The following is a 12,726-nucleotide window of genomic DNA, read 5'->3' on the forward strand; positions in this document are numbered from 1 at the left end:
GCGCTCACCTGTCCCGTCCGCCGGGCAGCACGTACAAGCGCGCCCCGTCGCCGCTCGTCATCGGGGATGCGGTTTCGAGGCCGACTGACCCAACCGCCAGGATCTCCGTGACCACCCTGATCCGTATCGGCTCCGTGGCCGACGCATCCGCTTCCGACGGCCTGGCCGTCTGGTGCTCCACGAATCGCCACAATCGGGCCAACGCCCCGCCAGTCCCCAACGCCTCGTCACAGCGAACCATCGCATCAAGGCTCGCCGCACGTTCGGCCTTCTCTATCCTGCCGAGCAGGTCCGGGCTCACGAACACCAGCGCCGCCAGCCGCGCCAGCGACAGTCCGTGCTGCTGCCGCCAACATCGCAGCTCAGCGCCGAGGAAGTGTCGCGCGGACGCGTGTGGCGTCAACTCTGCCGGTTGCTGACCCATCAGGCTCGCCTGCGCCGAGCGTCGAGCGAGTACACCCGTGCCCCGGTGCCGGAGGCCGGCAGCAACGCCGAAACGTAGGGACTGGCGTCGGGCGTACTGGTAAGTACAACGCGGATCGGCCCAGCGCTCCCGCTTCCGAGCGTGATCGTGACCGCCGCGCCCGCCGGAACGCCGAGACGAACAGTAGGCACCGGGTCCGCAACCTCGTCCGACAGCGTGGTCGGTGTCGGCGCTGCCTCCGATGCCGGAGGCAGCACTGGCCCCGCCGCGTCGCTCGGGCGGCCCGCACCGTAGATGACGTACAGCCCAATCGAGGCGTCGCTGTCCACGCCGAAAACCCCGCGCAGCCCCGCCCGGACGTGCGCCAACGGCCAGCGGACCTCACCGCGTTCCAGCTTGCCAACGTACTTGCCGTCAAGGTGCGTGCATCGCTGCTGGTTCTCCCAGATCCATGCGTTGACCGCCTCGGCAACCTCTTGCCGCGACATCACTCGACCCGACCCCGTCGGCGACGGCAAGGCCACCCGTGCGCTCCGCAACAGGTCATTCGGATTGCGTGGAGCCCTCGTTCGAGCGCCCGGTACGCCGTTCACTATCGATGCCCTCTCGGAATCAGACCGTCTCGAAGGATCAAGGTTTGCTGGGCTTGACGTCAGCTCAGTAGTCGTGGGCGCTGCCACCTACCTCAACCGCCAGGCCGGTGCGCGCTATGGCTCGGAACCCGTCCCGGTCGTCTCGTCGCCGTCGTTCTCCGCCGCCGAGGCGAACCACGATGTTGGTGCAGCACCCGCCAGGGCTGGAGCGGCGCGGCGCACCCCCGAGGTGCCCGGTCGACGGCGTGGCAGACGTCCGTACCTCATTAACGTTGAGCCCGCGTCGCGGCGACCGGAGCACGGCTCGACCTCACCGCACGTCACGCACTGGCCGGTCGGTCGGACCGCCAAGTGCCGTTCAAGTTCTGCCTGAGCCCGCTCGACTTCTTCCAAAGCCGCGCTGGCCAGGTAGGTCGTACTCATGCCGACCTCGACGGGTGCACGATGCGCACCGCACGAATCCGGACGAGTGCCGGGCGGGAGTGCGGGCCGAGTTGGGTACCGTCTGCCCGCAGCGCTAGACCTTCCACGTTCAGCCACTCGTCGTCGTGCACACGGACTTGGTCACCGATACGCGTGACTCGTAGCTTCAGATGACCGGTTCCATACATGTAGTCCTGCTCGCCAACCTCGATCACGTCGCCGAGCTGGGGAACCGTCATCGCGCTCGCCTTACCTGCTCGCGAGCGATGGCAGTGGACCCGCACTGCGGACACCATCGGTCTTTGACCTTGAAGGACACCAAGCCGGCGACGTAGCCGACCATCAACGCCGCGAGAACACCGAACAGCAGCAGCACCGTCATCACCTCAATTGGGTTGTCCCTGACGCGTGGGAAGAGCCCCTCTGTCTGGTTCGTCCGTCGTGCATCGAGGTCGCGTTGCGGACCTAGCTCGTGCGCATTGGGCGTGTTGGTCACTGTCCATGCACTGATGTTCGCTCAGGACGCGGCCCCTTACTATGCTGGCCAGTCTTGCAGCATCGTACGATGCTGGCAAGCATCAGGATGCGGTGCCCCTGTAGGTGGGCTGGTTGCGCATGAGGGAGGATCAGAGCATGGCCGGATTCACTCCACCGACGCCTCGGTCTCGCCGTCTCGGCAGGGAACTGCGGCGACTACGCGAGGCACGCAGTCTCACACAGGGTGACGCGGCCAAGCTGCTCAAGTGCTCGCAACAGCGGATCGCCCGCATCGAGTCCGGCGACATCAAGCCACGTCCGCGGGATGTGCTGGAGATCCTCGTCGCCTACGACGTCCCGCACGACGAAGAGCACGGGCTGGCGCTCCGGACCATGGCCGAACAGTTGCGGGAGCCTGGCTGGTGGCAGCGACTCAACACGCTGCCGGCCCGATACGCCACGTTCATCGCCTACGAAGCTGAGGCTACGGATCTTCGGCAGTTCCAGCCGACTCTCATCCCCGGGCTCATGCAGACTCGCGCGTATGCCACGGAGGTGATCCGCATTGGTCGGGAAACGGACCAGGAGGAGATCCTCCAACGCGTCGAGGCGCGTCTCAAGCGCCAAGAGGTGCTGACGCTGCGCCGGCCGCCACTTCGACTGCAGGCAATCATCACGGAGCAATCGTTGATGCTGGAGGTCGGCGACGCCAACCTTCGTCGCGAGCAACTGGACCACATCATCAAGATCGCCGCGCTGCCCAACGTCACCGTGCAGGTCTTGACGCTCGCAGCCGGTGCTCATCTTGCCGTGCACGGCGGCTTCGAGGTTCTGACGTTCGCGGATGGTGACCCGCCTCTTGGCTACATCGAGACCCTGGCGGGAGAATTGTTCCTGGAGTCGCCCGAGGAGATCCGGCGACTCACGGGCGTGTTCAAGCACCTGCTGTCCCTGGCGCTGTCACCCAGGGAGTCGATCCGATTGATTCAGGAGAAGAAGGATGGACTCGGTTAAGTGGTTCAAATCCAGCCGGTCGGGGAACAACGGGTCATGCGTGGAGGTCGCCCTCCTGCATGAGGGTGCCATCGGTGTCAGGGACACCAAGGCCCAGGGCCAGGGGCCGATCCTACGGTTTACGCAGGCAGAGTGGGCTGCGTTCATCGACGGCGCGAAACACGGCGAGTTTGACTTGACCGACTGATGTTGTTGGGTGCCCTGCCGAGCTGGGCGGGCGCCCAACGTCGTCGATCTTCGGGTGGGAGCCCGGCGTGGCCCTCCGACAACGGCCATGGCTACTCGCCCCAGTCGCACTGATCGTCGGGTACGCCCTTCGAGCGTGCGTAGGCAACGGCTTCGGCGCGGCCTCGGTCGTCGCCCCTGCGGTAGACGAAGGTCTTGTCCGGGAACACGACATACTTCTGATCATCTGTGTGGAAGTCGACATACCAGCCTGGGCTGCTCAGGGCTTGGGCGAACTGGTCCGCTAGCCATGCGGGATCGTCGCGGTCCGAGGTGAAGTCCACGATCGTCCATGTGTCCGGCTGGCCGGACACTGGGTCAGGGTTTCGCCAGCGGGTGATCTTGTGGACTCGTAGGTCGAGACCTTCGAGCGTCACGTCGTGGCGCAGACTTTCGGTGATCAGGACTCCCGCAAGCACGGGTCTAACCGTACGCCAATCTTGTGATTAGGCACTGACCGTGTGTGTCAGTGTTGGTCGAGGGTTGTCGACAAACACTGACACTAACCCTGTCGCCGGGACCTTGACCCCGGTGAATGCCCAACCGAGGCTTGCGGCATGGATCGTCAGGGTTCTGGCAGGCTTTTGCCTCAGTTTCGCGTCACCGTGAACTCGCGGTGCGGTCGTGCGTGCTTCTTCTGCCGGCCGTCCGGTGAGGCGGTGCTGACCGCGGCCGGCACTGAGTTGAGTGTCGACCACCTCGTGTCAGTCGGCCGCCTGGTCCGCCGAGCGGGTGTGGCGGGCGCAAAGCTGACCGGTGGTGACCCAGCGCTGTACGAACCGCTGGAGGTGGCGGTCGAACGGCTGCGCACCGAGGCGGCGTTCAGCGAGGTCGAGGTCATCTCTCGCCATCCACGCATTGGCCCTCGGGCAGCCGGGCTGGCTCAGGCTGGTGTGACGCAGTTCAACATGAGCGTGGACACGCTCGACCCGGCGTTGCACAAGGAGATCACGGGACAGAACGATCACGCCGCCGTGCTGGACGCCCTGAGGGCGTGTGTGTCGACGGGCGTGCCGGTGAAGGTCAACATGGTGGTGATGGCCGGGGTCAACGACGACGAGGTGGCGGCCCTGGCGGCGTTCTGTGAGCGAGAAGGCGTCGCGACGCTAAAGCTCTTGGACGTCATACAGGATCTTGACGCGGGGGCTGAGTCGTTCGCGAAGCGGCTCGCGCGCAAGCGTGCTGGGCGGGTGGTCCGGGACCTGTATGTGCCGTTGGAGTCGATCACGGCGCAGTTCGCGGCGGACGCCGTGGAGGTCTCAACACGGACGCAGGGCGGGTTGGGGCACCCGATGACGGTCTTGTCGTTCGGCTCGGGTTTCGAGGTGGTGGTGAAGGACAGCACCGCCGGCGCCTGGTACGGCTCGGTGTGCGACTCCTGCCCGTTGTTCCCGTGCCATGACGCGTTGATGGCGCTGCGGCTGACGGCCGATTTGCGGTTGCAGTTCTGCCTGTTGCGCGAGGAGATCACCGTGCCGTTGGCGGGGTTGCTCGACAGCGATGGCGGCGAGCTGGAGGCGACCGTGCAACGGGCACTCGACGTGTACGCGGGGGCGACGTTCCGGGCTGTGGCACCCAAGGCGTCGGTGGCGGCGGTGCTGTCATGACGGTGCTGTTGCCGTCTCCGGCGCGGCGTCGGCTGGTGATCCTGGCCTACCCGCAGGTGGAGCATGAGAAGGACTACTTGTACCACTGGATGCCGTTCTCGCTGTTGACGATCGCGCAACGCCTCCTCGCGGACGGTGACGTCGATGTGGTGATCTTCGACGGGAATCAGCGCACCGCGCAGCAGTGGACGGCGTTTCTGGACGAGTACCTCGACCGGGCGGTGTGTATCGGGGTCAGCATCATGACCGGCGGTGGGCAGATCCGGCACGCCTTGGAGATGGTGCGGGAGGCGAAACGCCGAGCCGGATGTCCACCGGTGGTGTTCGGCGGGCCGCACGTCAACGTGCTCGGGGAACAGACAGCCGCGCACGAGCTGGTGGACATGGCGCTGGTTGGCCCAGGGCAGCGGTCGATGCCGGAGCTGGTGCGCTGCCTGCTGGGGTCGGGCCGACTGGACCAGGTTCCGGGGCTGCTGATGACGAGCGGCGGGCATCTGGTGAAGGGGCCGGTGAACACGCCGAAGACGGAGATGATGGCCCGGTACCCGTGGCAGTTGCTCAACGTGCAGGAGTACATTCGCGATGATCCGACGGTGGCGCCCCGGACGCTGAACTACGTCTCGTCGCAGGGCTGCGTCTACAAGTGCCAGTTCTGCTATGAGCTGACGTATCAGCGGGCCTGGTCGTCCATGCCGGCCGATCCGCTGGTGGCCGACATCGCCGAGCTGGTCGAGGCGTACGACCTGAGCGGGATCAAGTTTTACGACGCCGACTTCTTCGTCCAGCCCCGCCGGGCGGTCGACTTCTGCCAGGCACTCACCGCACGCCAGCTCGAAATCGGCTGGGCGGCCTCGATCAACCCGAACGATGTGCTGCGCTCCCGGAAGCAGCGGCTCGACTTGTTGGGCAGCATCGCCGGCTCCGGGTGCCGGCGGCTGCTGATGGGGATCGAGTCGGGCTCGGACCGGGTGCTGCGGGAGATCGTTCGTAAGGACATCACCCGGGAGCAGGCGTACGACGTGGCGGCCGACATCGCCGCGCACGGCATCCTCGGCTGCTACACGTTCATCGTCGGGTTCCCCGGGGAGACCGACGCCGAGGTGGACGAGACGTACGACCTGCTGACCGCGATCAGTCAACTGCATCCACGGCCGGAGACGCGGGTACACCTGTTCGGCCCGTTTCCCGGCACGCCGCTGTTCGATGACGCGCTGCGCCACGGGTTCGAGGCACCGGACACCTTGGAGGGTTGGGCCGACTTCGACTACTACGACTCGCAGACGCCGTGGACGTCGGCGGCGACCGTGGCGCGTGCCCGCGCCCATACACGTCTGGTGAAGCAGCCCGGGGCAGCACGAGCGGAGGTGTCGGCATGACGCCCGGCCAGTCGGCAGGGGATTCGGAGGGGATGATGCGTGGCCTGGTGCTGATGGAGAGCCTGACGGACGGACGGCTGCCCATGCCGCTGCCGGCGGTCGTGGTGCGCCGGTACCCGCACCTGCTCGGCGGCACGCTGCCGGTGCAGATCGCCGAACTCGCCGTGACCCGTCACCGAGTCCTGGCAGTCGCCATGCAGGTAGCCAAGGTGTTGCTGCCGAAGCGGTTCTACGCGCACTTCCTCGACGACGAGCGGATGTACGTGGTGTTCCCGAACTGCGTGACGGTGGTCCTCCGCGATGACCCCGTCTCGGCGGACACGGCACGCGCGGTCGGTGCGCTGTTCGACATTCCGGCGGTTCAGATGCGGTTCGAGGAGATGTTCGTCAACGACCATCCCGACTCGCCGCGCACCGAGGCGGCGGCCTGATGGGCGGCGGGCAGGATCTCGCGGTGGTGGTCGGCGGGTCCGGCGCCATCGGCCGGAGCGTGGTGGCCGAGCTGCGCACGCGCGGGCTGGGCGTGGTCGCCACCCATCACGGGCAGCACCCCGACGACACCGACGCCGGTACGGGCTGGGTGCCGTTCGACGCGGCCAGCGGCGACGCCACGGGGCTACGGGCGGCGGTGGACGGTGTCCCTGACCGGCTGGCCGTTGTGGTGTTCACCGTCGGGGTTGCGTCCTCCAAACGACCGGTGGCGGACACGCCCCTGGAGGAGTTCGCCCGGCTGTTCGCGGTGAACGCGCTCGGCCTGGTCACGGCCTGGCAGGCGCTCGCCTCGCGGGCGCGCGCCGGAGCGGCCCGGCTGGTGGTGGTCAGCTCGGACACCGCGCGCGTGGCTGGGGCCGGCAACGGTGCGTACACCGCGTCGAAGGCGGGATTGGAGGCGCTCGCGCTGACGCTGGCCAAGGAGGAGGCCCTGCACGGTGTGCGGGTCAACGTCGTCGCGCCGTCGCTGGTTGCTTCGCCACAGGCAGAGCAGATCCTTGCTCTCAAGGGCGTCACCGACATCGACGCGCACTATGCCGGCCTGCCCGCCGGCCGGGCGTTGACGGTGGAGGAGGTAGCGGGCGTGATCGCCGGGTTGGGCTGTGACCCGGTATGGGACTACGCCACCGGCACGGTGGTGCGGCTGGTCTTCGACAGCGGGGCTCGGTAGGAGGCGACGATGACGGTCGGGTACATGCGGTGGCTGGCCGATCTCGAACGGCCGGACCTCGCCGGCGACCCGGAGACCGGGGTCGTGGATATCGGCTTCGTCCCGGACGGGGTACGGCTGCCCGGGTTGGCGTCGCTGGTGCAACGGCTCGCAGCCAGGTTCGGGGACGCGCAGGGCTCTCCGCTGAGAGTCACGGTTGTGGTGACGGCGGCGCTGGACGCCGCGAGCGCGGTGTACGCCAACGCCGACCAGGCCGAGACCGCGCTGGCCGCTGCGCTGCGGGAACGACTGTCCGCTGTTGATGGCCGGACGGGCCTGCTGCTGGTCCAGACCCTGCCCTATGCCGACCCGGTATCGGCGCAGGCCGTGGAGCAAGCGAACGCAGCCGTGACCGAGACGGCGACGATCGCCGGTACAGTGGTGGTGCCCGTGCACCGGGTGGCCGACCTCGACGTGCTGACCGCCGGTGAGGACTTCCCGGCGGTGGCCGCCGCGTTGGAGGCGCTCGGCCGCCGCGACCGCGTCGGCTACCTGTGGAACCGCCTGCTGGACCTGGCCTGGGCGCATTGGCAGGCACTCGCCCCGCACCTGGCTACCGCACCCAAGGTGCTGCTGACCGACCTCGATGGAGTGCTGTGGCCCGGCACGGTGGCCGAGGACGGCCTGCCGGATGCGCTCACGGTCGGTGGGACCATGACCCAGCTCGGTCACCGGGTGTGGCGGCAGCACTTGGCCGAGCGGCAGCGGCGCGGCGCCCTGCTGGCGGGCATCAGTAAGAACGACCCGGCCGAGGCACAGGCCGCCCTCGATCGTGTCGATCCTGCCGTGCCGCTGGCAGAGCTGTGGGCCGCACCGGACGTCGACAAGACCGCCGCGACCACGTGGGCCTTGAGCTACTTCGACCAGATCGCCGCTCACCACGCGGTGTTCATCGACGACAACCCCGGCCAGCAGGAGCGCCTCCGCGCCGCCTATCCGGCACTGCACGTGCCCGCAGTGGCGGCCACTCCGCTGCTCGTCACCGACCTGTGTCGCCAGCTACACCCCGGCAACGACCAGCCGCCCACGACCTCAGACCTGCAACGAACCCGCTACTACCAGGCCCGCCGCAGCGGCGAACTCGTGCCGGAGATCGTGTGCATCGAGGACCCGACCGACGAGGAGACCTTGCGGCGGCTCGCGCAGTTGCACGCCCGCACCAACCAGTTCAATATGACCACCCCGCGCCGCACCGCCGACCAGTTGGCGGCTCTGGTCACCGACCCGGCCTGGAGCGTCCTGGCGTTTCGGGTCACCTACCATGGCTCGGACCTCGCCGACGAGATCATTGGTTGCGCTGAGATCACCTACCCGCCGGACGGCCCGGCCCGGCTGGACTCGTTCTTGGCGAGCTGCCGGCTGCTGTGGGCGGGAGCCCAGCGGCGCATGTTCGGCCAGGCCCAAGCCGTCGTGCTCAGCCGGGGCATCAAGGAGTTGACCGCCCGATGGCAGCCCAACGGCCGGAACGAGACGTACGCCCAGTGGTATGCCCACCAGGAGTGGGCCGAGCCAGTACCGGACGGGGACGGGTGGTCGTTCACCGGGTCCACCGTCACCCGGGACGGGGAGAGCCCCGACGATCTTCTGACGGTGATGACCCGCTACCTCGACGCCACCCTGCAGCCGGCACCCGAGAAGCCGACAGCAACCCGTCTGCGGGACAGCGACAACGCAACCGAGGTGCTCGTCCCGGGAGGCCCGGCCACCCTCGGGCTCCGCGCGGAGGACCGCGCCGTGGCCCGGTCCGTGTTCGGGCTCGACCCCATCGGTGAAGATCCGCGGCCGGTCGACCTCACGCCGTTCTGGATGGATCGGCACCTCGTCAGCCGCGACATGTTCGCCGCCTTCCTCCGTACGGCCGATCGAGAAGAACAGGCCGCGGCGGTCGAAGCGACCGCCGAGCAGTACGTTCTCGGACCGGTCGGGGATGTGCAGCCGGCGCTCGGGACAGGCCAACTCCCGGCCGTTGTGCCCTGGGCATGGGCGCAGCGCTACGCGCAGTGGGCCGGCGGCCGTCTGCCCACCGAGGACGAATGGGAGTTCGCCGCTCGCGGCACCGACGGCCGTTGGTTCCCCTGGGGCTCCGCCATGCCCGCGCCGCCGCGTTGCTTGGCCCGAGGCTCGGCCCTCCATACGATTACCGCCAACTGTTGGGGGGCATCGCCGTTCGGAGTCGAGGACATGACCGGCCACGTGTGGCAGTGGTGCTCCGGCAGCTACCGCGACCACCCGCAGTACCGAGGCGGCGACACCCGCGCCAACACCTACTTCCTGCGCACCACCGTGCGCCCCCTGGAATCCGCCGAGCACTGCGGGCACCTCGTGGGCTTCCGCGTCGTCCGCGACGCCGCCCCAGAAGACCAATCAGAAAGGTAGGGACGATGCCCACCACGATACGGCCGCCGGCCGCGCCGCCCGGCTCCACCGTGGCGGTGGTCGCCACCTCATCCCCGGTGAGCAGTGACGACCTTGATCGGCTCGTTGGCTACCTGCATGGTCGCGGATACGAGGTGCGCACCTACCCGAGCTGCCGGGCCGCTACCGGGTACCTCGCCGGCCCGGCCGAGCAACGCGCCGCCGATCTCACCGCCGCCTTCACCGACCCCGATGTGCGGCTCATCGTGCCCGCCACCGGCGGCAAAGGCGCGGCGCAACTGCTGCCCCTGCTCGACTACGACGCCATCGCCGCTAACCCCACCATCCTGACCGGCATGTCCGACCCCTCCATCCTGCTCAACGCCATCCACGCCCGCACCGGCCTGCTCACCCTGCACGGCCCCTCCGGGTACGACTTCTTCCAAAGACCGGTACACGACGAGACCGCCACCGCCTTCTTCGATGCCATCACCGGCAGCCTCACCGGCCGAGAAGTCCCCGGCAAGGACTGGAGGATCGTGCGTGGCGCGGACGCCACTGTGCGAGGCCCGGTCGTCGGCGGGCACCTCGGCACCATCCGCGCGCTCGTCGGGACCGACTACCTACCCGACCTCGACGGCGCCATCCTGATCCTCGAAGAGGTCTTCGTGGGCTGGGTGGACATCGAGGCTGCCCTCACCCACTTGCGGTTGGTCGGTGTGTTCGACCGGATCGCCGCGCTCGTCGTCGGCGTGCCCGTGGACACCAGTCGGGGTGACGCGCCCGACCAGACCTGGGACGACCTGATCGTGCGCTGCGTCGGCGGGGCCTTCCCGGTGATCACCAACGTCGAGTTCGGGCACACCCCCCGCAAGATCCCGCTGCCGATCGGCGGCACGATCGAGCTTCAACTCGACGACACCAGCCCGGTCCTGCGCTACCGCGACGACCTGATCGAGGCCCGATGAACGTCCACGACCTTGTCCTTGACCTGGACACGCATGTCGATTTCACCTACACGCTGGAGACCTACCTGATCTATCCGTGGGTGCGCGACGGTGACGAGCTGGTCCGCCCGCTGCGTATCGGACCCAAGGACGCTCACCACGCCGTTGCCCGGATCAGGCAGAGCGCACCCAACCAGCTCACCGCCCGGGTCACCGTGGACGACGCCGTTCCCGATGGCGTCGACCAGGTCCGCGCCGCGCTAGTGCGCTGCCTGCAACTCGACTACCCGTACGAGCAGATCGTTGCCCTCGCCTCCGGCGATCCGGTCCTGCAAGCCGCCGTCAACCACCGCGGCCTCGGTCGCGGCAAGCTTTACCCCGACGCGTTCGAAGCACTGTGCGGGGTGGTGTGCGCCAAGCGCACCAACTTCAACCGGATCTACGCCATGATGCGCAACCTCGCCACCGCCTTCGGCGAGCCCAGCGGCGAGACGGCGGCCGGCGAACCGGTGTACGTGTTCCCGACACCGCCCATGATGGCCCGCGCCACCGACGAAGAACTCCGCGCCTGCAAGGTCGGGTTCCGCGCGAAAGACCTCGCCAACGTGGCCAGCTACCTCACCGAAGTCGGCTACACCTGGGCCGACTGGCGCAGCCGTCCACCGGCCGAGGTGATCACCGACCTGCTCGGCATCAAGGGCGTCGGCCCCTACACCGCCAACCTCACCACGAACCTCGTCTACGGCAGCGGCGGCACCCCCCACGTCGACACCTACGTCATCGACGTCATCGGCCGGCTCTACCTGGACAACCCCAACCCCACCCCGGAAGCGGTCGCCGACTTCATCGACCAACGATGGGGACAGCTCGGCGAACACGTCCTCGACTTCCTCACCACCGACACCGAGCAATGGGTCAGCACCATCGGCATGACCGTGGGGGTGCGCTCCGGTGCCCGATCCTGACACCCGAATCCGGGTCGCGATCGACGCCCGCTATTGGCGCGGCAGCTTCCAGACCGGCGTCGAACGCTACATCCTGCTCCTACTCGAAGCCCTCGGCACCGTCCACCAGCACGTCCACACCGCCGTGGTTATCCGCGACAGCGAGCACGCTGCGTTCCCCGCCGACGCGTACCCGCACGTCCAGGTGCTCACCGTCCGCACCCGCCACGCCCACGCCCTGACCCGAGCCCTACGCGGCTTCGAGCCCGACCTCGTGCACTACCCGTTCGACCTACCCCGGCGGCTCGACCACCCCGCCATCTACACATTGCACGACCCCGGTCGCTACCTGTACCCAGAGCTGATGGTCAAACGCATCCGCGAGGAGGACAACGACCTGTTGCGCGACCAGCTCCACCACCCGCAGCTCCGCGCGATCATCACCGTCTCCCACTCCAGCCGCGCCGACATCGTCAACGTCTTCGGTGAACCCGCGCAGCCGCTGACCGTCGTGCCGAACTTCATCGACAGTCGTTTCGCCGCCCAACTCCACCACGCCCGCACCACGGCCCGACCTCCATCGCAGCCGTTCCTGCTCGCCGTCGGCGTCTACATCCCCACGAAGAACATCCCCCGCCTGGTCCGCGCCTTCCGACTCGCCCGACAAGCCGCCCCCGACACCGTGCCCCCGCAACTGAAACTCGTCGGCCGCCTCGGCTGGGAACGCGGCTTTCCCATCAACGGCGCGCCCGACATCGCCGTCCTCGGCCACCTCAGCAACGAACGCCTCGCGCAGCACTTCGCCACCTGCACCGCGTTCGTATGGCCGTCGTTCTACGAAGGCTTCGGGCTGCCCGTGCACGAGGCGCTGGCCGCAGGCGCGCCCGTGCTGGCAGCCGACACTGCAGTCAACCGCGAGGTCGCTGGTGACCTGGTGACCTACACCGACCCATACGACGACGACCAGATGGCGAAGGCGATCATCACACGCTGCCAGCAGCCCGCGCCCCCTGCACAGACCGTCGCCGACCACCTCGCCCACTACACCGCCGCGACCGCCGGTACAGCCCTCCTCGACACCTACCGCCGCGCACTCGATCAATGATCTAGCCACCACACCGCGCAACCCTGACAATGGTG

15 protein-coding genes are annotated in these 12,726 nt (G+C 68.1%); 10 read left to right on the forward strand and 5 right to left on the reverse strand.

The genetic code is table 11. From position 1 onward, the window contains the following. Positions 1 to 4: 4 nt before the first annotated feature. The 4 genes from ACIG87_RS12605 to ACIG87_RS12620 form a co-directional block, all read right to left on the reverse strand. The gene (locus ACIG87_RS12605) at positions 5 to 424 is read right to left on the reverse strand and encodes a helix-turn-helix domain-containing protein (protein WP_396850631.1); all 420 of its coding nucleotides are present in this window, start codon (positions 422 to 424) and stop codon (positions 5 to 7) included. Next, on the reverse strand, positions 424 to 912 hold the full coding sequence (locus ACIG87_RS12610; RefSeq protein ID WP_396850632.1) for a hypothetical protein: 489 nt from the start codon (positions 910 to 912) through the stop codon (positions 424 to 426). The genes ACIG87_RS12605 and ACIG87_RS12610 overlap by 1 nt, the downstream gene beginning before the upstream one ends. Positions 913 to 1,436: 524 nt before the next feature. Then, complete coding sequence (locus tag ACIG87_RS12615) at positions 1,437 to 1,679, reverse strand: hypothetical protein (protein ID WP_396850633.1); 243 nt, start codon at positions 1,677 to 1,679, stop codon at positions 1,437 to 1,439. Then, a complete protein-coding gene (locus ACIG87_RS12620; RefSeq protein ID WP_396850634.1) occupies positions 1,676 to 1,816 on the reverse strand; it encodes a hypothetical protein in 141 nt (46 codons plus the stop codon). The genes ACIG87_RS12615 and ACIG87_RS12620 overlap by 4 nt, the downstream gene beginning before the upstream one ends. Positions 1,817 to 2,073: 257 nt before the next feature. Here ACIG87_RS12620 and ACIG87_RS12625 point away from each other — a divergent pair, with 257 nt between their 5' ends. Both ACIG87_RS12625 and ACIG87_RS12630 read left to right on the forward strand, forming a co-directional pair. Further along, complete coding sequence (locus tag ACIG87_RS12625) at positions 2,074 to 2,931, forward strand: helix-turn-helix transcriptional regulator (protein WP_396850635.1); 858 nt, start codon at positions 2,074 to 2,076, stop codon at positions 2,929 to 2,931. Beyond that, a complete protein-coding gene (locus tag ACIG87_RS12630) occupies positions 2,918 to 3,118 on the forward strand; it encodes a DUF397 domain-containing protein (protein WP_396850636.1) in 201 nt (66 codons plus the stop codon). The genes ACIG87_RS12625 and ACIG87_RS12630 overlap by 14 nt, the downstream gene beginning before the upstream one ends. Positions 3,119 to 3,209: 91 nt before the next feature. Here the strand turns inward: ACIG87_RS12630 and ACIG87_RS12635 are convergent, their stop codons facing one another. Continuing rightward, on the reverse strand, positions 3,210 to 3,575 hold the full coding sequence (locus ACIG87_RS12635) for a hypothetical protein (RefSeq protein WP_396850637.1): 366 nt from the start codon (positions 3,573 to 3,575) through the stop codon (positions 3,210 to 3,212). 138 nt (positions 3,576 to 3,713) lie between these two features. On the opposite strand from ACIG87_RS12635, the gene ACIG87_RS12640 reads away from it, so the two are divergent. From ACIG87_RS12640 to ACIG87_RS12675, 8 genes are read left to right on the forward strand one after another with little or no spacing between them, the layout of a single operon-like run. After that, on the forward strand, positions 3,714 to 4,763 hold the full coding sequence (locus tag ACIG87_RS12640; protein ID WP_396850638.1) for a radical SAM protein: 1,050 nt from the start codon (positions 3,714 to 3,716) through the stop codon (positions 4,761 to 4,763). Next, a complete protein-coding gene (locus ACIG87_RS12645) occupies positions 4,760 to 6,139 on the forward strand; it encodes a B12-binding domain-containing radical SAM protein (protein WP_396850639.1) in 1,380 nt (459 codons plus the stop codon). The genes ACIG87_RS12640 and ACIG87_RS12645 overlap by 4 nt, the downstream gene beginning before the upstream one ends. Then, the gene (locus ACIG87_RS12650; protein WP_396850640.1) at positions 6,136 to 6,570 is read left to right on the forward strand and encodes a hypothetical protein; all 435 of its coding nucleotides are present in this window, start codon (positions 6,136 to 6,138) and stop codon (positions 6,568 to 6,570) included. The genes ACIG87_RS12645 and ACIG87_RS12650 overlap by 4 nt, the downstream gene beginning before the upstream one ends. After that, the gene (locus tag ACIG87_RS12655; RefSeq protein WP_396850641.1) at positions 6,570 to 7,301 is read left to right on the forward strand and encodes an SDR family NAD(P)-dependent oxidoreductase; all 732 of its coding nucleotides are present in this window, start codon (positions 6,570 to 6,572) and stop codon (positions 7,299 to 7,301) included. The genes ACIG87_RS12650 and ACIG87_RS12655 overlap by 1 nt, the downstream gene beginning before the upstream one ends. A 9-nt stretch (positions 7,302 to 7,310) precedes the next feature. Then, complete coding sequence (locus ACIG87_RS12660) at positions 7,311 to 9,716, forward strand: SUMF1/EgtB/PvdO family nonheme iron enzyme (RefSeq protein WP_396850642.1); 2,406 nt, start codon at positions 7,311 to 7,313, stop codon at positions 9,714 to 9,716. 5 nt (positions 9,717 to 9,721) lie between these two features. Further along, positions 9,722 to 10,663 carry an LD-carboxypeptidase gene (locus ACIG87_RS12665; RefSeq protein ID WP_396850643.1) on the forward strand — a complete coding sequence of 314 codons (942 nt, stop codon included), beginning with the start codon at positions 9,722 to 9,724 and terminating at the stop codon, positions 10,661 to 10,663. Further along, positions 10,660 to 11,607, forward strand: coding sequence for a DNA-3-methyladenine glycosylase family protein (locus ACIG87_RS12670; RefSeq protein ID WP_396850644.1), 948 nt, complete (start codon positions 10,660 to 10,662; stop codon positions 11,605 to 11,607). Before ACIG87_RS12665 ends, ACIG87_RS12670 begins: the two co-directional genes overlap by 4 nt. Continuing rightward, positions 11,594 to 12,691 (forward strand): glycosyltransferase family 4 protein, encoded by a 1,098-nt coding sequence (locus ACIG87_RS12675; protein WP_396850645.1) that lies wholly within the window; start codon positions 11,594 to 11,596, stop codon positions 12,689 to 12,691. Before ACIG87_RS12670 ends, ACIG87_RS12675 begins: the two co-directional genes overlap by 14 nt. Positions 12,692 to 12,726: the final 35 nt, after the last annotated feature.

It is taken from the genome of Micromonospora sp. NPDC051925, from assembly GCF_044548625.1.
Taxonomy (GTDB): Bacteria; Actinomycetota; Actinomycetes; order Mycobacteriales; family Micromonosporaceae; genus Micromonospora.